Source organism: Cupriavidus sp. SK-4, assembly GCF_000611125.1.
Lineage (GTDB): Bacteria > Pseudomonadota > Gammaproteobacteria > Burkholderiales > Burkholderiaceae > Cupriavidus > Cupriavidus necator.
Map to the genome: position 1 here is coordinate 64,262 of NZ_JFJW01000025.1, position 19,976 is coordinate 84,237.

At 65.2% G+C, this 19,976-nt stretch carries 16 protein-coding genes; 5 read left to right on the top strand and 11 right to left on the bottom strand.

Annotated features, from left to right (window positions below):
- Nucleotides 1–3: 3 nt before the first annotated feature.
- Genes CF68_RS05735 through CF68_RS05745 form a run of 3 tightly spaced genes read right to left on the bottom strand, consistent with a single transcriptional unit; the run spans nt 4 to nt 3,706 of the window.
- Complete coding sequence (locus CF68_RS05735) at nt 4–1,239, bottom strand: lipopolysaccharide biosynthesis protein (RefSeq protein ID WP_035816662.1); 1,236 nt, start codon at nt 1,237–1,239, stop codon at nt 4–6.
- Nucleotides 1,224–2,393 carry a glycosyltransferase gene (locus CF68_RS05740; RefSeq protein ID WP_235205678.1) on the bottom strand — a complete coding sequence of 390 codons (1,170 nt, stop codon included), beginning with the start codon at nt 2,391–2,393 and terminating at the stop codon, nt 1,224–1,226. Before CF68_RS05740 ends, CF68_RS05735 begins: the two co-directional genes overlap by 16 nt.
- On the bottom strand, nt 2,390–3,706 hold the full coding sequence (locus CF68_RS05745; RefSeq protein WP_035816666.1) for a sugar transferase: 1,317 nt from the start codon (nt 3,704–3,706) through the stop codon (nt 2,390–2,392). The genes CF68_RS05740 and CF68_RS05745 overlap by 4 nt, the downstream gene beginning before the upstream one ends.
- A gap of 413 nt (nt 3,707–4,119) precedes the next feature.
- Here CF68_RS05745 and CF68_RS05750 point away from each other — a divergent pair, with 413 nt between their 5' ends.
- The 3 genes from CF68_RS05750 to waaA are packed head-to-tail and all read left to right on the top strand — an operon-like array spanning nt 4,120 to nt 7,881.
- Nucleotides 4,120–5,505 (top strand): phosphomannomutase/phosphoglucomutase, encoded by a 1,386-nt coding sequence (locus CF68_RS05750; RefSeq protein WP_035816731.1) that lies wholly within the window; start codon nt 4,120–4,122, stop codon nt 5,503–5,505.
- Nucleotides 5,486–6,592 (top strand): lipopolysaccharide heptosyltransferase I, encoded by a 1,107-nt coding sequence (waaC, locus tag CF68_RS05755; RefSeq protein ID WP_035816668.1) that lies wholly within the window; start codon nt 5,486–5,488, stop codon nt 6,590–6,592. The genes CF68_RS05750 and waaC overlap by 20 nt, the downstream gene beginning before the upstream one ends.
- Nucleotides 6,592–7,881: a lipid IV(A) 3-deoxy-D-manno-octulosonic acid transferase gene (gene waaA / locus CF68_RS05760; RefSeq protein WP_035816732.1), complete on the top strand. Its 1,290-nt coding sequence runs from the start codon at nt 6,592–6,594 to the stop codon at nt 7,879–7,881. Before waaC ends, waaA begins: the two co-directional genes overlap by 1 nt.
- An 8-nt stretch (nt 7,882–7,889) precedes the next feature.
- On the opposite strand, the gene CF68_RS05765 is transcribed toward waaA, so the two are convergent.
- Nucleotides 7,890–8,981: a glycosyltransferase family 4 protein gene (locus CF68_RS05765; protein WP_035816670.1), complete on the bottom strand. Its 1,092-nt coding sequence runs from the start codon at nt 8,979–8,981 to the stop codon at nt 7,890–7,892.
- Nucleotides 8,978–10,267, bottom strand: a complete 1,290-nt coding sequence (locus CF68_RS05770; RefSeq protein WP_035816672.1) for an O-antigen ligase — start codon at nt 10,265–10,267, stop codon at nt 8,978–8,980. Before CF68_RS05770 ends, CF68_RS05765 begins: the two co-directional genes overlap by 4 nt.
- Before the next feature lie 351 nt (nt 10,268–10,618).
- On the opposite strand from CF68_RS05770, the gene CF68_RS05775 reads away from it, so the two are divergent.
- Nucleotides 10,619–11,443 (top strand): META and DUF4377 domain-containing protein, encoded by an 825-nt coding sequence (locus CF68_RS05775; protein WP_035816673.1) that lies wholly within the window; start codon nt 10,619–10,621, stop codon nt 11,441–11,443.
- 68 nt (nt 11,444–11,511) lie between these two features.
- Here the strand turns inward: CF68_RS05775 and CF68_RS05780 are convergent, their stop codons facing one another.
- From CF68_RS05780 to CF68_RS05805, 6 genes are all read right to left on the bottom strand, one after another.
- Complete coding sequence (locus tag CF68_RS05780) at nt 11,512–13,029, bottom strand: TolC family outer membrane protein (protein WP_035816675.1); 1,518 nt, start codon at nt 13,027–13,029, stop codon at nt 11,512–11,514.
- A 75-nt stretch (nt 13,030–13,104) separates the two neighbouring features.
- Nucleotides 13,105–13,428, bottom strand: coding sequence for a rhodanese-like domain-containing protein (locus CF68_RS05785; protein ID WP_035816677.1), 324 nt, complete (start codon nt 13,426–13,428; stop codon nt 13,105–13,107).
- A gap of 13 nt (nt 13,429–13,441) precedes the next feature.
- Nucleotides 13,442–14,095, bottom strand: coding sequence for a protein-L-isoaspartate O-methyltransferase (locus CF68_RS05790; protein WP_018311229.1), 654 nt, complete (start codon nt 14,093–14,095; stop codon nt 13,442–13,444).
- Nucleotides 14,096–14,208: 113 nt separating this feature from the next.
- A complete protein-coding gene (locus tag CF68_RS05795; protein WP_035816679.1) occupies nt 14,209–17,445 on the bottom strand; it encodes an efflux RND transporter permease subunit in 3,237 nt (1,078 codons plus the stop codon).
- Between the two features lie 11 nt (nt 17,446–17,456).
- Entirely contained in the window at nt 17,457–18,569 is a 1,113-nt protein-coding gene (locus CF68_RS05800) for an efflux RND transporter periplasmic adaptor subunit (RefSeq protein ID WP_035816681.1), read from the bottom strand.
- Nucleotides 18,570–18,571: 2 nt separating this feature from the next.
- Nucleotides 18,572–19,387: a TetR/AcrR family transcriptional regulator gene (locus CF68_RS05805; RefSeq protein WP_035816684.1), complete on the bottom strand. Its 816-nt coding sequence runs from the start codon at nt 19,385–19,387 to the stop codon at nt 18,572–18,574.
- Between the two features lie 268 nt (nt 19,388–19,655).
- Between CF68_RS05805 and CF68_RS05810 the strand changes: the two genes are divergently transcribed.
- Entirely contained in the window at nt 19,656–19,961 is a 306-nt protein-coding gene (locus CF68_RS05810) for a hypothetical protein (RefSeq protein WP_035816685.1), read from the top strand.
- The last annotated feature ends 15 nt before the right edge of the window (nt 19,962–19,976 follow it).

Here is a 19,976-nt window from a genome sequence, read left to right on the forward strand (position 1 = left end):
AGATCATGCCTGCGCCTTTCGCGCGTGGAGCCACATGTAGACACCCGCAAGCGTGGCCAGGACATTGGCAACTGCGTAGCCTAGAATGGCCCCTTTCGCGCCAAATCGGGGAATAGCAGTCAGATCGACAGCAACTGTTGCCAGAAGCGCAAGGCCCCATTTGATGGCGATCCATCGGGGCTTGCGCAGGTAAGCTGCCAGGATAGTAAAGCCAACATCGGCAAACACCAACGGCGAGGCAAGGGTGGCCAGGCGCAATAGCGAGCTTGCCTCCACAAAGGCGGCGCCATACAGCAGATGCACGATCCATGGTGCCAGGAGGATAAGCGGCACGGTGCCGGCAGCCCCCACGATGGTGATGAGGGCCGCCAGCTTCAGTACATTGCGAATGCCAGTGGACGCATCCCGTGCATAGACGTAGAGCGGAGCGATGCCACTCGCGAGAATGGTGGCCAACGTGGTGTAGTTGTCCACGATCTGCATTGCGGCCGCATAGGCAGCGAACTCTTCAGAAGGTACGTGCGGTCTGAGTATCAGCTGATCAGCCCTGCGTGCCGCCATCATCAGCATAAAGCTGATCCAGAAAAGAGATCCATCGCGGAACAGCTGACGCGTCAGTTGGCCATCGTAATCGACAGCCTCCTGTGGCATGTATTTGCGATAGAAGGTGCCGAGTAAGACAGCGGCCATCAGGGCCTCAAGTACGAAAGCGGCGGCGTAGGCGCCGACGGCATGAATTCCCATCACGGCAAGCGTGGCAACAGAGCCGGCTTTCAAAGCGAGGGAAGCAAGATTGATCAGCACACTTGGCCGGGTTCGCGTATGGGCCTGCGTCCACGCGATCACGACGCCAGAGGGTTCGCGAAGCAGGATTGTGATACCCAAGATCAAAGCCGGCTGCCAACTGGCATCCCCTTGCCGAGATACCCATAGAAAGCCGCAGACCAGCAGGTAGGCGCAGCACGCGGCCAGAAGGCGCAGGCGGAATACGTGCTTGAGGAGCCGATGTTGTGCGGCTAGATCGCCAAGCGCCACAAGCCGCGGAACCACGACTTCGCTACCGCAAATCAGCGCGACGGACGCCCCGATCAGTACCAGGGACTGGGCGTATTGAAACGCCGCAAAGCCGTCGGTGCCGAGGGTACGGGCGAGTATCGCGACGATGCCGATGCCCACCAGCACTTGCGAGCAGCGATCGAGCAACATCCAGCCGACGTTGCCAGCTATGCGTCGCCGCATGACCTTGTGCAGCGTGCATGTTCGGAGGCTTCGCAGTGCATCTCGCGATAGAGCGATAACCAGCGATCGGCGGCAGCGGCAATACCGAAGTGCGTGACGATTCGTTGGCGGCGCATGTCGCGCTGGCCATCGGTTCCGGCCTCGGCGGCAAACGATTGCGTCATGGCAAGCGCCAGTGCATCGGTATCATCAATGGGCACCATGGTGCCAATGTCACCCATTAGTTCCTTGACGCCGGGCGCCGAAGTGGCTACGACAGGGCGCCCGCAAGCCAGCGCTTCGCCAATCGCTAGAGGCATGCCCTCGACGCGTGAAGAGAGTACGAAAAGATCAGCTGCATTTAACAGGGCGGGAATATCGTGCCTTGTCCCCAGCAGCGAGACGGCATCGTGCAGTCCGTATTTTGATATCCGCTCCTGCAACGCTGCACGCTGCGGCCCGTCGCCTGCAACGAAAAGGCGAGTAGTTTGTGAACGGTTCATCCGTTGGAACGCATCGATCAGCCTATCTTGCGCTTTCTCTACGGCCAGGCGTCCTATGGTCAGGATCAAATGTGCGCGGGAATCAATGCCAAGCTGCGCGCGCGTGCGCTCGCGTAGTGCCACGTCTGGCTTGAATTTCTCTGTATCGATCCCGTTGTACATCACGCGAACACGGTCAGGCCTGACGGCTCCCGCCCGGATCATCTCTGCGCGACTGGCCTGGCTGACCTGCGTCGTCAGCGTACACCAGCGATCGGTGAGCCGATAACAGAGCATGCGCAGCCGGCCGCCCTCTGAAAAGCTGTGTGCCGCGCAGATCAGCGGAGGCAGACGGCAAATGCGCGACAGTGACCGCGCAAACAGATTCGCATGGAACATATGCGAATTCACGATGTCCGGGCGCCATTCTAGTGCAAAGCGTCGTGCTTTCAATAGCGCATGAACCATCGACAGAGGTGTCTTGCGCAAATCGAGCATCAAGCGCTCTACCGCGTCGGGCATGGGGACTTCGCAATCCGGAGTCAGGCTGATCAGCGCGACGCTGTTGCCTCGCGCGATGAACTCTTTCGCGAGGGCAGCAACCTGCTGTTCAGCACCGCCCATGCGTAGGCCGGTTGTCACCAGCAGGATACGCAAAGACTCCGGCTGAGCGGATGGCTCGGACGGGTTCAACGCGCGCCGTATCCGGTAAGTAAGGTTCGCAGTGTCTTGACTGCAATCAGCAGATCCAAGGCAAACGAACAGTGTTTCACGTAGTACAGGTCGTAACTTAGCTTTGTGACCGTCTCCTCGTGGGTGCCTACATAGCCCTGCTGTACCTGCGCCCAGCCCGAGAGGCCGGGGCGAACCAGATGGCGATAGGGATAGTAGGGAATGCTCTGCGAGAACTGCTCGACCATGGGCACTTGTTCCGGCCGCGGCCCGATCAGGCTCATGTCACCGGTCAACACATTCCAGAGCTGCGGAATCTCGTCGAGCCGATACTTGCGGATGATCCGGCCAACGCGGGTGACACGAGGATCTTGCTTCGACGCGAACTGCGCAGGAGCATCTTCCTCAGTGGTCATGCTGCGGAACTTCAACATGACAAAGGGGCGACCGAATAGACCGACACGCACTTGACGGAATACAGCCGGGCCCTTTGACTCAAGGCGGACGGCAAGTGCCACTAGCGCGCCTACCGGAACTGCAAGCGGTGCCATTGCCACCACGGAAACGATGTCGATGAGTCGCTTCAGGAAGCCGTAAAAATAGTGCTTGGCGTAGTCGTCAAGGAAATTCTCATCGATGTGCGCGAGTCCCACTCGCCCAGTCAGCATCTCGCCGATTCGTTCGACGGAATACATGCGGACATGTGTTAGCTTCAGCCGCGACAGCGTGCGAGTGCGTTCCGGATCGGCCATGGCGTGCCGATCGACCATCAATGCGTCACACCCGGTGGCCTCCTGCAGGGACCGGATATGTTCGAACCGGTGCGGACTCGGCAGGGCAGCACCGGGCATGTTCACGATCTGTTCGAGTTGCGCGAGCGTCGTGGGATCGGAGTATCCAAACACGGGTACATAGTTCCTGACAAACAAGCGGTACCCAAACCAGGTCCACACCAGTGTGCCAAAATAGGTGAGCAACAACGCCACGCGTGAATACTCTAGTCGCAGAACGGCGAAACATAGGAGCAGGGCTACAAAAGCCAATGTCACGGACAGCCCGACAAGGCTGTTGCCCTCGACGGGTGGCAAATGCAGTGACCTGAGCATCAGCGCAAACGCGCCGAGATACGCGGCTGCAGACCAGCCTAGTGTGCGCGTGAACAGCCCGGTGACAATTCCAGTTTGGCGCAGTTCCTCAACTGCAAACATGCCGAGGCCGAGAAACATTAGGCCTAACAGCGCCCAGCCCACCATCCGGCTGGCGCGCCGAATGATCTCGGATCCTCGTGCACGAACGGTCGGGGCGGAGCGGGACATACTGTTGGTTTTCGTCATTAGTGAATCTAGCCACACGTCAACCCGTTACGTGAGTTCGCCACTTCAAAGATTTACAAAGTTTTGCAACTGCAACCAGTTTTTCCTGCGCCACCGGCTTGTCAGGCAAACAGGTATGATGGCTAGGCCGAGTGGATGAGTGCGCACAATTGTAGTGCTTTCAGCCCTCTTGCGACGCATAGTGGTTTCAATCAGCGGCGGGATTTCTGCAATCGGAGCGCATGATTATAACTGCGTGCCTAGCCGCAGCCCGCGATGTGCACTCTAGTGCATTAGGTGCCACGGCGTCTTGGTCCGGAGCACTTCCTGAGTCGCTATCGGTCACCGCGGTTGCGCAATCCGGCACAATGCTCCCCTGCGCCGATTTGGCGGTTCGACACTTTCATGACACGTATCCAACTTTCGTAATGCTCATGCAAATTGACTCTTCGATCTTTAAGGCCTATGACATTCGTGGCGTCGTTGGCAAGACGCTGACGCGTGAGGTTGCCCGCTTCATCGGCCTTTCCTTCGGCACCGCCGCCGCAGACCTGGGCGAAAAAGCCATCGCCGTCGGCCGCGACGGCCGCCTCTCCGGCCCCGACCTCATCTCCGGCCTGGTAGAAGGCCTGCGCGCCGCCGGCCTGGACGTGATCGACATCGGCCTGGTCGCCACCCCGATGGTCTACTTCGCCACCAATATCGAGATCGACGGCGTTCGCCCGACCTCCGGCATCATGGTCACCGGCAGCCACAACCCGCCGGACTACAACGGTTTCAAGATGGTGCTGGCCGGCAAGGCGATCTATGGCGAGCAGATCCAGGCGCTGCGCCAGCGGATCGAAGCCGGCCAGTTCAGCAGCGGTGCCGGTACATACAAGCAAGTCGATGTGCGTCAAAAGTACCTCGACCGCATCATCAGCGACGTCAAGCTCGCCCGTCCGATGAAGATTGCCCTGGATGCCGGCAACGGCGTGGCCGGCGCCTTCGTGGGTGACCTGTTCCGTGGCCTGGGCTGCGAGGTGACGGAGCTGTTCTGCGACGTGGACGGCAATTTCCCGAACCACCACCCTGATCCCGCACATATCGAGAATCTGCAGGATCTGATGAAGGCCCTGCGCGAGACGGACTGCGAGCTTGGCCTGGCCTTCGACGGTGATGGCGACCGCCTCGGCGTGGTGACCAAGGACGGTCAGGTGATTTTCCCGGACAGGCAACTGATGCTGTTCGCTGAAGAGATCCTGTCGCGCAACCCGGGTGCCCAGGTTATTTACGACGTGAAATGCACCGGCAAACTGGCCCCCTGGATCCGTGAGCATGGCGGCGAGCCGCTGATGTGGAAGACCGGCCATTCGCTGGTCAAGGCCAAGCTGAAGGAAACGGGCGCGCCGATCGCGGGCGAGATGAGCGGCCACGTGTTCTTCAAGGACCGCTGGTATGGCTTTGACGATGGCCTGTATACGGGCGCGCGCCTGCTGGAGATCCTGTCGCGCCACGCGGATCCGAGCGCGGTGCTGAATGCGCTGCCGAATGCCAACAACACACCGGAACTGCAGCTCAAGTGTGCCGAGGGTGAGCCGTTCACGCTGCTGGACAAGATCAAGGCGAACGCGAAGTTCGAAGGGGCGCGCGAGGTGATCACCATCGATGGCGTGCGCGTGGAGTACGCCGATGGCTTCGGCCTGGCGCGCCCGTCCAATACCACCCCAGTGGTGGTGATGCGTTTCGAGGCGGACAACGACGCCGCGCTGGCGCGCATCCAGGCGGAGTTCAAGCGCGTGATCTTGGCAGAGAAGCCGGATGCTCAGCTCCCGTTCTGAGCGCGCGACGGTGCCGGCGGCATCGTCGGACGCGGCCGGTGTGGCGCAGCCCACGCCGGCCGCGGTGCCTTTCACACTGCCGGAACGGCCGCGCATCCTGCTGGTCAAGGTGTCGTCGCTCGGTGACGTGGTGCACAACATGCCGCTGGTGCATGATCTGCGCGCGCGCTGGCCGGGTGCCGAGATCGACTGGGTGGTGGAAGAGGGCTATGTCGAGCTTGTCCGGCTGTTGCCGGAGGTGCGTCGGGTGATCCCGTTTGCGCTGCGGCGCTGGCGCAAGCGCATCCTGCAGGGCGGCACCTGGCGCGAGGTGGGCGAGGTGCGTGACGCGTTGCGCCAGGAGCGCTACGACGCGGTGATCGAGAGCCAGGGTTTGCTCAAGACCGCGGTGGTTGCGCGCGTGGCCGCGCGGGCGCCCGGTGCGCCGATTATCGGGCTGGGCAATGCCACGCAGGGCTCCGGCTATGAGCCGGCGGCGCGGCTGTTGTACACCGATCCGGTGCGCGTGCCGCGCCAGACGCATTCGGTGCGGCGCTCGCGCTTGCTGGGCGCTGCGCTGACCGGGCTTGCGCCGGCGGAGCCGCCGCAGTTTTTCGGGCCTGCCGCGCAGGCGCTGCATGTGGACGATCCGCTGTGGGGCGACCTGCCTGCGCGCTATGCCGTGTGCTTCCATGCGACCGCCGGCGCGCGCAAGAAATGGGCAGTGCAGAACTGGCATGTGCTTGGCAGGCGGCTGGCGGATGAGGGTCTGGTGATGTTGCTGCCGTGGGGCAATGACAAGGAACGCCAGGCTGCTGAAGAGATCGCTGCCGGTGTGCCGCAGGCGAGGGTGTTGCCGCGTTTCTCGGTGATGCAGGGCTTCGGGCTGATCAACCGGGCCGAGGTGGTGATCGGGGTCGATACAGGCCTGGTCCATATCGCCGCGGCGTTGTGCCGGCCGACGGTGGAGATTTACACGGCCACGTGGCGCTGGAAGACTGAGGGCTACTGGTCCGCGCGCATTGCCAATGTCGGTGACGACGGCGTGGTGCCGTCGGTCGATGAGGTCTACGACGCGGCTTGCCGCGTGCGCGGGGTGGCTGCCTGATGCTGCGTTTGCTCTATAGCACGTTGTGGGTGGTGGTGCTGCCGCTGGCGCTGCTGCGCCTGGCCTGGCGTGCGCGTAAAGAACCGGGCTACTTGCAGCATGTCGGCGAGCGCCTGGGTGTATACGGCAGCCTGTCCCGGAAAGGTCCGTGGCTATGGGTCCACGCCGTGTCAGTAGGCGAGACCCGCGCCGCGCAGCCGCTGATCGAGGCGCTGCTCGGCGCCTATCCGCACCACCGTCTGCTGCTGACGCACATGACGCCGACCGGCCGCCAGACCGGTGCGCAGCTGTTCGGCAAGGAGCCGCGCATCCTGCAGTGCTACCTGCCGTATGACCTGCCATGGCTGGTGGGGTGTTTCATGCGGTATTTCCGGCCGCAGGCGGGCATGCTGATGGAGACGGAGGTGTGGCCCAACCTGGTGCGCGGCGCGCGCAAGGCGGGGGTGCCGCTGTTCCTGGTCAATGCGCGCCTGTCGCCGCGCAGCTTCCGGCGCACGGCGCGGTTTGGGCGCGCGGCGGCGGTCATGTATGGGGATTTTGCGGGCGTGCTGGCGCAGACGGTGGGTGATGCCGAGCGTTTCCAGGCGTTGGGCGTGCCGGCGGTGCAGATCACGGGCAACCTGAAATTCGATATGCAGCCGGCGCCGGCAGGCGTTGCGCTGGGCGAGCAGTTGCGCAAGGTCTTTGGCACGCGTGCGGTGCTGGCCGCAGCCAGCACGCGCGAGGGAGAGGAGCCGATGTTGCTCGATGCCTTCTCCCGTTGGCAATCACTGGCGGGCAATGTCCCACGTCCCGCTCTGCTGCTGATCCCCCGCCACCCGCAGCGCTTCGATGAAGTCGCCGCGATGGCGGCACGTGCGGGGTTTTCGGTCGAGCGCCGGAGTGCACTGGATCTTGACGGCATCCAGTCGCCGCTGACTGCCGATATCGTGCTGGGCGATTCGATGGGCGAGATGGCGACGTACTTTGCTGCGTCGGATCTTGCCTTTATCGGTGGCAGCCTGTTGCCGCTCGGGGGTCAGAACCTGATCGAGGCCTGCGCGGTCGGCACGCCGGTGCTGGTTGGTCCGCATACCTTCAACTTTGCGCAGGCGACGGAAGACGCGATTGCCGCGGGCGCTTGTCTGCGCGTCGATAATGCCGATGCGCTGATGCGTACCGCGGCAAGCGTGCTGGCCGATCCAGCGCGGCTGGCGGATATGCGCGCGCATGCGCAGACCTTTGCGGGTTTGCATCGGGGCGCCACCGTGCGCACGCTCGCTGCGCTGGCCCCGGCGCTGGAAGGCTGATCCGGTGCTTACCCTGGTGCCTTGACCAAGGCATCCCACTGCAGGGCAAGCCGCTCCAGCGTGAAATGGCTTGCCTTGTGGCGGCCACCGGCGCCAAGGCGGCTCGCCAGTTCCGGTTGGCGGATCACCGTCAGCAGCGCCTTGGCCAGCGCATCGGCATCATCCGCTGCAACGACCAGCGCATCCTGCCCCGGGGTGAGCAGTTCGCGGGGTCCGGTCTCGCAATCGGTCGATACGATCGGCAGGCCAAAGGCCATCGCTTCGATCAGCACCAGTCCGAATCCCTCATAGCGCGAACTCAGGCAGAAGACCGATGCACGCCCGTAGGCCTGCGCCGGATCCTGGCAGATACCCGGCAGGCTGGCCCGGTCTTGCAGTTGCAGCTGGCCGATCAGTGCAGTGAGGGCAGGGCGCTCTTCGCCTTCGCCGTGGATGACCAGTTGCCATTCCGGTTCCGCTTCCACTACCTTCTGCCAGGCGCGCAGCAAGACATCAAAGCCTTTCGCCGGGACCAGCCGGCCCATGGCCAGCACGGTCTTCTGCATGCGTGGCGCGGGTTCGGCCGGCATCGGAAATGGCAGCGGATTCGGCAGGCAGACGACCTCGCTGCGCGGCCGCAGTGCCTCAAGCCAGCGGCGGCGGTCCCGCTCTGTCAGCACGACTACCTGCCGGCAGAACTGCGCGGCCAGTCGCCGAGCCACCTTGCGCGCCGGCCTGCCGAGATCCTCGTCGAAATGGCAATGCTCCCACGCGATACGATGCAGGCCCAGGCCGAGGGTGGCAGGCAGCACGAAGAGTTCGAGCATGGTGTCGACCTGTACCAGCACATCGATGCGATGCGCGGTGCAGTGCCTGCGGATGCCGGCGACCGTGGCGAAATAGGCGCGTTTGAAAGAGGGCCGTTGCGCGAACAGCGCTTCATGGCGCACGCGTGGATGCAGCGGAAACTGGCTGGCAGCGTCCCAGAGGCTCAGGATAGTGACACGATGGCCAACGTCGGCAAGCGCATTGGCAATCGTTGCGGTCATCCGCTCCGCGCCGGCCATCGCATTCAAGGTACCGGTCAGGAAGCAGATGTGGCGTCGTGAGTCCTGGCTCAACTGGCCGCCCGCGCGGGCAAGGCGTCCTTGCGCGCAATCACATAGGCAAAGCACACGGCCATGATCAGGCTGTAGAAGGCATTGACCAGGGTCGTGGCGAACATGACCTCGGTCAGGCCGAACACCATGAAGCCGCAGCACAGGGCCAGGCCCATGGCGCTGGCGACCTGCGTGCCCCGGTCTGCATTGCCAAGGTGGCGCAGGAAGAAGGCGGCCGGTACCAGATACAGAGCAAGGATTGCCAATAGGCCCGGGATGCCGAGTGTGGCCGTAGCATGCAGGAGTTCATTGTGTGAATGCGGCATGCTGGCAGCGAGTGGGGAGATCTCATGCTGCGCCGCAAGCGTTTGCAGGGTCCGCTCGAAGTTCTCCGGCCCCACGCCGGTCCAGGGATGGGCCTGCACCATCTGGAGCGATTCTCGCCACAGCTGTAGCCGTATACCGATCGACGTGTCCAGTGTTACATGGTGATCAAATTGAGACAGTTCGGATACAACCTCTGTCGTGCGCTGCTGCACCCAGGCGCTGCCGAACCAGGTGAGGGCCATAAGACCGGCCAGTCCTGCGAGGGCAGCCGCCTTGTGTAAGCGAGTCAATCTGCGTGATGCTGCCAACGCAATCAGCGCAAGCACGGGGATGGCGAGCCAGCCGCCACGCGTGCCGCTCATGTATGAGGCGTACAGGCCGGCAGAGCCGGCCAGCAGCTTCAGGCCCGATTGCAGATAGTCCCTGGGACGATCCCATCCAATTGAAATCAGGGCGAGTATTCCCATCAGCATGGAAAGATTGCTAAGGGGAATGATATTGGAGGACCCTACGTGAGCTGGGCGACCTGCAGCTGTCGCCTCGTGGATCCAAGCCGCGGAAAGGAGTGCGCAGACCACGAAACCCCACTGCACACTCCGCATCCCACCCCTGCCAAGCCGTACCATCCCAAAAACCAATGGAATGAACAATGCGAAGCGCAGGTACAGGTAAGAAACATGCGGGTCCTCCGCCCCGGCCAGCAGTTGCTGCAGCAGCACCGCAAGCGGCAGCGCCGCCATGGCCAGCATGAACAGCCAGTATTGGCGCAGCAGCGCGCCACATTCCGCCAAGCCCGCCCGCCCGCCGGCAACGAGAGTGATGGCGCTCCAGCCGAGCAGGAGTCCGTAGCAGAGGTTGCTAACCGTCGGCTTGACAAACATCAGCGCAGGGAACGCAGCCAGGACGGCACAGGCGGCCAGGTACAGAGCTTTGTCGACCCCATACGATTGGGATCTCTGCAATCTCGTCATCAAGAGCATGGAGAGAGGTTTCCGGAGGAAGGGTTGTGCACTCGGGATGCGGGCCGATCCATCCTTCTTATTATTGTTGCCGCCTGTTGAGAGCGGAGCCTGTCGGTCACATTGCTGCGCCGGGCGAGGCAATTATATCGGATGGTCAGGGTGGGATTTCTTGACGTTCCGCATCCTAGCCCGCCGACGCGGTTGGGACGTTACAGGATGTATGTGATTTAATCGGTGCTTGACCGGGCTTTGGCGCAACCGCCTTGCTAAACTGATGTATTAAGGGGTGCACTTTTCGGCATGCCCGTTGTCAGATCTGTCGATTGCATCCATGCGGCCGTCTTGAGCGGCCTGTTACAGGAGCCCTTCATGCACAGCCGTACCAGCCTGTTCCCCTTCGCCCTGGCTGCCCGCAGCGCGGCCGCCTTGCTGGTGGCAACCGCGCTAGGTGCCTGCACGACCGCGACAGCACCGGACCTCCCCTCCGCTGGCACCAACCTCAACCAGACCCAACCCTCCGGCCCCAGCCGCTGGGAACTGGTGCGCTGGCAGCAGCCCGACGGCGCGCTGCGCGATATCCCGCACGGCGACAACGGCCAGCCCATCATTTTTGAGTTCAATGAGGGCATCGATGCCGCGCAGGGTACGGTCAGCGGCACCAGTGGCTGCAACCGCTTTACCGGCAGCTATGGCAAGACCGATACCGGCATCCGCTTCGACCGCATTGCCGGCACGCGCATGGCTTGCCCGCCACCGCGCATGGAACTGGAATCGGCCCTGCTCAAGGCGATGCAGACGCCGTTTGCCACGGTCGGCACACAGCCGTCGGCGGGCAGCACGGGTCGGCAGATCATCTGGAAGACTGCCGGCGGCGACCTGCTGCAGTTTGTTGAGCGCGAAGGCCTGGGCAAGCGCGGTGCGAGCGTGGAGGCCGGGGGCGTGGAGAAGGTGGTCTACATCGATTCGCAGCGCGTGGAGTGCTCTGGCGTGGGCAAGATGACGTGCTATCGCTGGCGCGAATCGCCGGAGGCGCCGTGGCAGCTCTGGTATGGCCCGATCGAGGGGCTGGACTTCGAGCCGGGCGTGGCCTACACGCTGCGCGTGCGTGAGTACCAGGTGCCGAACCCGCCGGCGGATGCGTCGTCGATACGCTGGCAGCTGCTGAAGGTGGAGTCGCGTACGCGGGCGAACTAGGGCGCGACGCCGTTTATGCAAATGGGCCGCAATTGCGGCCCATTTGCGTTGCGGCGTGCTGCGGAGGATCAGGTGCGCGGTGCGCCGGCAGGCGTGGCTTCACGCCGCGTGCCGCGGCGCTCGACCGAGGCGCGCGGGGTTGCCGGTGCCTTGCCACCAGCCTGGCCGGGCGTGGGCAGCTTGTACAGCGCGCCCGGCGACGAGGTCAGCAGGGTGTTGATCTGCACCACGTCGGCCTCTTGCAGCACGCCAGTGGAGGCCTTCAGCCTCAGGCCGTTCATGATGGTGTCGTAGCGGGCCTTGGCCAGGTCGCGCCGGGTGGAGAACAGTTGCGCTTCGGCGTTCAGCACGTCGATATTGATGCGCACGCCCACTTCATAGCCAAGCTGGTTGGATTCCACCGCGCTGGTGGCCGAGCGTTCGGCGGCTTCGAGAGCCTTGACCTGGGCCAGGCCGTTGGACACGCCGGAGTAGGTCTGGCGGGCCGTCTGCGCGGCGGTGCGGCGCGCGAATTCCAGGTCGCTGGCGGCCTTGTCGGCCAGGGCCAGGGTCTCGCGCACGCGCGACTGGATCTGGCCGCCGGCGAAGATCGGCATGGTCAGCTGCACGCCGATCTGCGAGGCGTTGTAATGGGTGGAGATCGCCTGCGTGGCGCTGCCGGTCTGGTTGGTGAAGCCGTATGACGCCACCAGGTCGACCGAGGGCAGGTGGCCGGCCTTGGCCTTGTTGGTCTCGCGCTGGGCGGTTTCCAGGTTGTAGCTGGCCAGGTTCACCTGCAGGTTGCTGGTCTCTGCCTGCGCGGCCCAGGCGTTGACGTCGGGCGGCTGCGGGCCGGGGATGGGCGCTTCGGGGCGCAGTCCCAGCACTTCGTCGACGGACTTGCCGGTGATCTGCTGCAGCGTGGCGCGCTTGATTTCCAGGTCGCTCTGCGAGGCGATCTCGGTCGAGGTGGCCAGGTCGTAGCGGGCCTGGGCGTCGTTGGTGTCGGTGATGGTGGCGGTGCCGACTTCAAAATTGCGCTTGGCCTGCTCCAGTTGCTCGGAGATGGCCTTCTTCTGCGCGCGTGCCAGGTAGAGGTTGTCCTGTGCCGCCAGCACGTCGAAATAGGCCTGCGAGCTGCGCGTGATCAGGTCGAGCTCGGCCTGGTGGAAGCTGACTTCACCGGCCAGTGACGCCAGTTCGCCCTGCTTGTAGGTTTCCCAGCGGTCCCAGCGGAACAGCGGCTGGCTCAGTTGCAGCTGCCAGTTGTTGTTGTTGAAGAAGCGCGTGCCGGAGGCACTGGCCCCGGCGCCGACCGGCAGCGAAGCCGTCTGGTCGAGCTTGGTGCGGTTGGCGCCCGCGGTGCCAACCACCTGCGGCAGCAGCCCGGCGCGGCCCTGGGGCAGCCGCTCGCGCGTGGCCAGCAGCTGCGAGCGCGCGCTGGCAAACTGCGCGTCATTGGCTTGCGCATCGCGATAGACCTGCAGCAGGTCGGCCGCGCTTGCCGGTGCCGCCGGCAGCATGGCCAGCAGCGGGGCAAGCAGGGAAACCGCGATCGCCAGGCGCGTCCGGATCACTCCGGGCAGGGCGTTGGGCGCAAACTTCATGAAAGCTCCAGGTTGCCGGGCGCGGGCCGCGGCTACAGTCGATTCTTCTTGGTGTTGCTGTGCTGGACTGCCGCTTCAGTACTTCGGCATGGCCGGGTCGACCTCGCTGGCCCAGGCGTCGACGCCGCCGGTCAGGTTGTAGACCTTGGCGTAGCCCTGGCGCTCCAGGTAGGCCGCCACCTGCATGCTGCGTGCGCCGTGGTGGCAGATGCAGACGATGTCGGCGTCTTCGTCCAGTTCGGCCGCGCGCGCGGGGATGTCCCGCATCGGGATGTGGGTGATGCCGGGCATGGCGCAGGTCTGCACCTCCCAGCCTTCACGCACGTCGAGCAGGACCGGTTTGGCGCGGCTGGCATCGGCCAGCCACTGGGCCAGTTCGGCCGCTTTGATGACCTGCATGGTGGCTCCGTCCTCAGAACTGGAATTGCGACGGCCGGGCCGCGCCCTGCAGGGGCTTGACCGCGGTTTCGAACAGGTTGACGACCTGGTATTCGGTCTCGGACACGCGCGTGACCAGGCGCGCTTCCATCACCGGCAGCTCGCCGATGAAGGCGGCGATGCGGCCGCCCACCTTGACCTGCGACAGGATCGACTGCGGAATCGCCGGCAGCGAGCCCGAGATGCAGATCACGTCGTAGGGCGCGGCGGCGCTCCAGCCGTCGGCGGCGTTGCCTTCGGCCACGTCGACGTTGGTGACGCCGGCGTTGGCCAGGTTGGTGCGGGCCAGCTCGACCAGCCCGGGCACGATGTCCACGGTCAGCACGTGGCGCGCGCGGTTGGCCAGCAGGGCGGCCATGTAGCCGGAGCCGGCGCCGATTTCCAGCACGTTCTCATGCTTGCGCACGGCCAGGTCCTGCAGGATGCGGGCTTCCACGCGCGGGGCCAGCATGTTCTGCCCGGCGGGCAGCGGAATCTCCATGTCGACGAACGCCAGCGAGGCGTACGCGGCCGGGACGAACTGCTCCCGCTTGACCACCGCCAGCAGGTCCAGGATTTCCTGGTCCAGCACGTCCCACGGGCGGATTTGCTGTTCGATCATGTTGAATCGGGCTTTTTCGAGATCCATCTTGCCATTCCTTACCAATGCCAACCGCTGTCGGTCTGTGCGCCGGCCGCGCGGTGCCACGGCCGGACAGTCTTATCAAACCTCTTATTTTAACCTTGCAGACGCCGCCGGGCTCATTCCGCGCTGGCCTCCGCCGGAGCCGGCCGGTCCGGTGCCGCTTGCCGGCCGGGTGCGGGCTGCGCGTGCGCTGCGGGCTCGCTGGCCGCCTTGCCTTGCCACAGCCGGCGCAGCCAGGCCCCGAAATCATCAAGGTACGTATAGATCACCGGCACCACCACCAGCGTCAGGATCGACGACGTAATGATCCCGCCGATCACGGTCTGGCCCATCGGCGCGCGCTGCTCGGCGCCTTCTCCCAGGCTGAAGGCCAGCGGCACCATGCCGAAGATCATCGCCAGCGTGGTCATCAGGATGGGGCGCAGCCGTACGCGCGCGGCCTCCACCAGCGCCGCCTCGCGCGACAGCGGCTGGCGGCCGTCGGCGCCGTCCACATGGCCCTGGCGCGCCTGGTTGGCGAAGTCCACCAGCAGGATCGCGTTCTTGGTCACCAGCCCCATCAGCATGATGAAGCCGATGATCGAGAACATGTTCAGCGTCGAGCGGAACAGCAGCAGCGCCGCGAACACGCCGACCAGCGTCAGCGGCAGCGAGGTCATGATGGCGATCGGCTGGAAGAAGCTGGCGAACTGCGAGGCCAGGATCATGTAGATGAAGATCACCGCCAGCGCCAGCGCCGACACGGCGTAGCCGAAGGACTCGTTCATCGACTTGGTCGAGCCGCCAAAGCGGTACTTGTAGCCGGCCGGCCAGCTCATGCCGTCCAGCGCGGCCTTGACGTCGCGCGCGACTTCGCCGGCCGAGCGCCCGGCCACGTTGGCGGTCAGCTCGACTTCGCGGTTCAGGTCGCGCCGGCTGATCTGGTTGGCGCCGGTGGTCGGCACCAGCTCGGCGATCTGGCGCAAGGGCACCATCCTGGGCGAGCCGTCGGCGTTGGTCTGGCTGCTGGCGATCATCAGCGCGCTCAGGTCGGCCATGCCGGTGCGCGCATCCTTGGGCAGGCGCACGCGCACGTCGTAGTTCTCGTCATCGGGCGCGCGCCAGGAGTTGATGGCGTCGCCGGCCAGCAGCGGGCGCAGGGCATTGCCGATCTGCGCCACGCCCACGCCCAGGTCCGATGCCAGCTCGCGCCGGATGCGCACCTCGATGGTGGGGCGGTCGTCCTTCATGCTCGAATCCAGGTCGGCCAGGCCGCGGATCGCTTTCATGCGCGTGCCCGCTTCCCTGGACAGGCGCCGCAGTTCGTCCAGGTCATCGCCCTGGATCGATACCTGGATTGCCTTCTGGCCGCCGGCGCCGTCGGGCATGCCCACCATCGTCAGCGTGATGCCGGCGATGCCCGCCAGGCGCTGCCGGATCAGCGGGTTGAGCTGTGCGGTGGACAGCTGGCGCGAGCGCCGCTCGGTCAGGCGTACCGACACCAGCGCATTATTGCGGCCCGAGGCATTGCCCGAGTTGATGGTGGCGTAGGTGTAGGCCACTTCCGGGAAGGATTTCAGCGCGGCTTCCACCTGCCGCACCTTGGCTTCAGTGACTTCGATCGAGGTGCCGACCGGCGTGGTGAAGCCCACCTGGGTCTCGCCCAGGTCGGCATTGGGCACGAATTCCGTGCCGATCAGCGGCACCAGCGCAAAGCTGCCGAAGAAGGTCACCGCGGCGATGATGGCCGTGGCCAGCCGGTGCTTCAGCGCCCAGCCCAGCATGCTGGCATAGCCGTTGCCAAGCTTGTCCATCTTTGCCGAGAACCAGTCCAGCAACCGTCCCACCGTGCGCCCGTACCAGCTCTTCTTGTTGCCGGTGCCGTGCAGGTCCGGGTCGTGCCAGACCGACGACAGCATCGGGTCCAGCGTGAACGAGACGAACATCGAGATCAGCACCGCCGCTACCACGGTGATGCCGAACTGGTGGAAGAAGCGCCCGATGATGCCGCCCATGAAGCCCACCGGCAGGAACACCGCCACGATCGAGAAGGTGGTGGCCAGCACCGCCAGCCCGATCTCGTTGGTGCCGTCCAGCGCCGCGGTGCGGTGGTCCTTGCCCATCAGGTTGTGGCGCACGATGTTCTCGCGCACCACGATGGCATCGTCGATCAGCAGGCCCACGCACAGCGACAGCGCCATCAGCGTGATCACGTTGAGCGTGAAGCCGCACGTATACATCACGCCGAAGGTGCCGATCAGCGCAATCGGCAGTGTCAGCCCGGTGATCACAGTGCTGCGCCACGAACCCAGAAACAGGAACACGATCGCCACCGTCAGGAAGGCCCCTTCCAGCAGCGTCGATCGCACTTCCTTGACGCTGCTGCGGATGCCGCGCGCGGTGTCGTTGACCACGTTCAGCTGCACCCCGGCCGGCACCAGCTTGCGTGTTTCCTCGGTCATGCGCACCAGGCCGTCGACGGTATCGACGGTGTTCTGGCCCTGCGCCTTCACCACCGACAGGAACAGCGCGCGCTTGCCGTCCAGCAGCGCCAGGCTTTCCTGCTCTTCCTGGCCGTCGCGCACATCGGCAATCTCGCCCAGCGTGACCGGCTGGCCGGCGCGGCGCGCCACGATGATCTGGCGGAACGCGTCCGGGGTGGGCACGCGGCCCTTGATCTGCACCACCGTTTCCGTGGCCGAGGAACGCAGCTCGCCCGCGGGCAGTTCCTGGTTCTCGTTGCGGATGGCGTTCATCACCTGGTCCACGCCAATCCCCAGCGCCTCCAACTGCGCCGGCCGGATGCGGATCTCGACCTCGCGCTTGGTGCCGCCGACGATATTGATGGCGCCCACGCCGCGCACCGTCTCCAGCCGCTTGCGCACGATCTGGTCGGCGATGGTGGTCAGCTCGCGCTGGCTGCGGGTGGCGCCCGCTGCGTTGGAGACCGAGAGATAGAGGACCGGCGCGTCGGACGGGTCATAGCGCAGCACGCGCGGCTCTTTCACCTCGTCGCGGAACTGCGGGCGGATCAGCGCGATCTTGTCGCGCACGTCCTGCGCGGCCTGGCCGACGTCGACGCTCAGGTCGAACTTGATGACGACGACCGAAGTGCCCTGGTACGAATGCGAGAAGATTTCGTCGATGCCGGAGATGGTGTTGACGATTTCCTCGACCTTGCGCGTGACGTCGGACTCCACCGACTCCGGCGCGGCGCCCGGGTATTCGGTCTGCACCACCACCACCGGGAAGGTGATGTCGGGGAACTGGTCGACCGGCAGCCGCTGGTAAGAGAACAGCCCCACCACGATGAAGGCCATCATCATCATGGTGGCCAGCACCGGATTGCGGATCGACAGGCGGGTGAACCACATGGCGCGGGTCCTTACGCCTTGACGCGCTTGACCTGGCTGCCGCTGCGCAGCGTGCCAAGGTTGTTGCGGACGATCTCGGTGCCGGCGTCCAGCCCGGAGACGATTTCCACCATGCCGCTGGCCTCGTCGCGGATGCCAAGCTGCACCGGGCGCTCGGCCAGGGTGTCCTTGTCGATGGCATAGACGAAGGCGCGCTCGCCTTCCGTGCGCACCGCCGAGGACGGCACCGCCACTACGCCGGGACGTTCGCCCAGCACCAGCGCGCCGCGCGCGAACATGCCGGCGCGCAGCTTCTGGTCTGCATTCTCGACGCGGATATAGACCATGATGCTGCGCGTGCCCTGGCTGACTGCCGGGTTGATGCGCACCAGCTTGCCGGTGAAGCCGCCGGCGCCTTCCACGTCCAGCGCCACCGGCTGGCCGACCGCGGCGCGCGCCACGTCCGCCATCGGGATCGGCGCTTCCAGTTCCAGCACGCGCAGGTCGACCACGTCGACCAGGCGCGTATCCGGCGAGACCTTCTCGCCCGGCTGCACCGCGCGCGCGGCCACCATGCCATCGAGCGGTGCCTTGACCACGGTGTCGGCCAGCGCCTTCTGCGCCACCGCCAGGCCGCCCTGGGCCGCGTCAAGGTTGGCGCGGGCGACGTCCAGGTCGGCCTGGTACTTGTCGAATGCGGTCCTGGAGATAAAGCCCTTGCCGACCAGCTCGCGGTTGCGCTCCCAGGTCTGGCGCGAGTTCTCGAACTGTCCGCGCGTGGCCAGCATCTGGCCGCGCGCCTGCGCCACCTTGGCCTCGTACTCGGTGGGATCGATGCGCACGATCACCTGGCCGGCGCACACCGGCTCGCCCTCACGTACCAGCACCGCCTTGACCTCGCCGGAGACCTTGGCCTTGACCGAGGCCTGGTTCAGCGCACGCAGGCTGCCCGACAGCGGCAGCGACACCCGCAGGTCCTGGCGCGCCACGCTGACCAGGTCGGTCTGCAGGAATTCCACCACGTTGACGGCGGCCTGGGCCGGCGCCTGCGGCTGGCGCGCGCTGACGGCCTTGCGCACGGCGATCGTGGCGGTCAGCGCGATGGCGATGCAGGCGGCGGTGATCAGCAGGGTCTTGCGCTTCATGTTCAGAGGCCGGGTCGCGGCGCAGGGGGATCGGGCTCGGCGTCGGCTTCCATGGCGGCGGCGCGTTGCGCCAGCATGTCGTCGCGGATGCGTTCCCAGATGTAGGGGCCGGTCTGCGGCGGCAGCGGGCGATTGCGGGCGTCGCCGCTGGTGAGCCCGAACAGCAGCGTGTCCAGCAGGCCGTCCAGGAAGGCCTCGGGGTCGATGTCCTTCTCGGCGGTGGCACGCAGCGCGCGCTGCCACAGCATCAGGAACACCAGCGGCGCACAGACCAGCGTCGTGGTGGGGTTGGCCGGCATCGCGCGGAATTCGCCGCGCGCTACACCACGGGCCAGCACCTTGGCGAACAACTCGTCGCCCGGCATCATCACTTCCTGGTTATAGAAACGGGCGATGTCCGGGAAATTGGCCGACTCGGCCATGATCAGCTTGGTCAGTCCCGCCACCGGCGTGGCGCCGATCAGGCCCCACCAGCCGCGCAGCAGCTCGCGCAACAGCTCGGGCGTGCTGCCGTCGTAGGCGTCGACCAGGTCGGAGCCGCGCGCCAGTGCCGGCACCAGGTTCTCGCGTACCACCGACTTGAACAGCTCTTCCTTATTGGCGAAGTAAAGATAGACCGTGCCCTTGGACACGCCGGCCGCGGCGGCCACGTCTTCCAGCCGCGTGGCCGCATACCCGCGCTCCACGAAGAGGTCGAGCGCCGCGGCCACCAGTTCTTGCGGGCGGGCGGCCTTGCGCCGGCTCCAGCGCGGCGTGTCGGCGTCCTTGTGAGGATCGGCGGGCGTTTTCACGGATGTCTTGCGGGTCCTGCGGGGCACGGGGGGCGGGTCGGAAAGTTAATAACTTGTCGGTCAGTAATGTAGATGAGCGCCATGGGAGGGTCAAGCACAGGCCGGCGACCCTCGGGAACACATCGAGACGGCACTGAGGCTAAATTACGATTTGTGGCTTATGGTTCGCTTTTTCCGGCGGTGCGCGGGCGCGGCTTACTGCGTTTTCCTTTTCTTACAGGACGGCAGCGGCCCTTCGGGCACAATGTCCTCTTTGTGCTGGCCGCCTGGCGGCCGCCCATCCTGAACCATCGTCATGAGTTGCCGGTCAGACCTTTCCTGTCGCGCAGGCTGCGGCGCCTGCTGCATCGCCCCGTCGATCGCCTCGCCGCTGCCCGGCATGCCTGGCGGCAAGCCGGCGGGCGAGCCGTGCGCGCAGCTGCTGCCGGATATGCGCTGCGCGGTGTTTGGCAGGCCGGACCGGCCTGCGTTCTGCGGCGGCCTGAAGCCGTCGGCCGAGATGTGCGGCGACTCGCGCGAAGCCGCGCTGCACTGGCTGACCCAGCTGGAAATCCTGACCGCGCCGCAGGCCACGCCCGGGCGGCCCGGTGCGCGCGCATGACGCCTGGTACGCGAC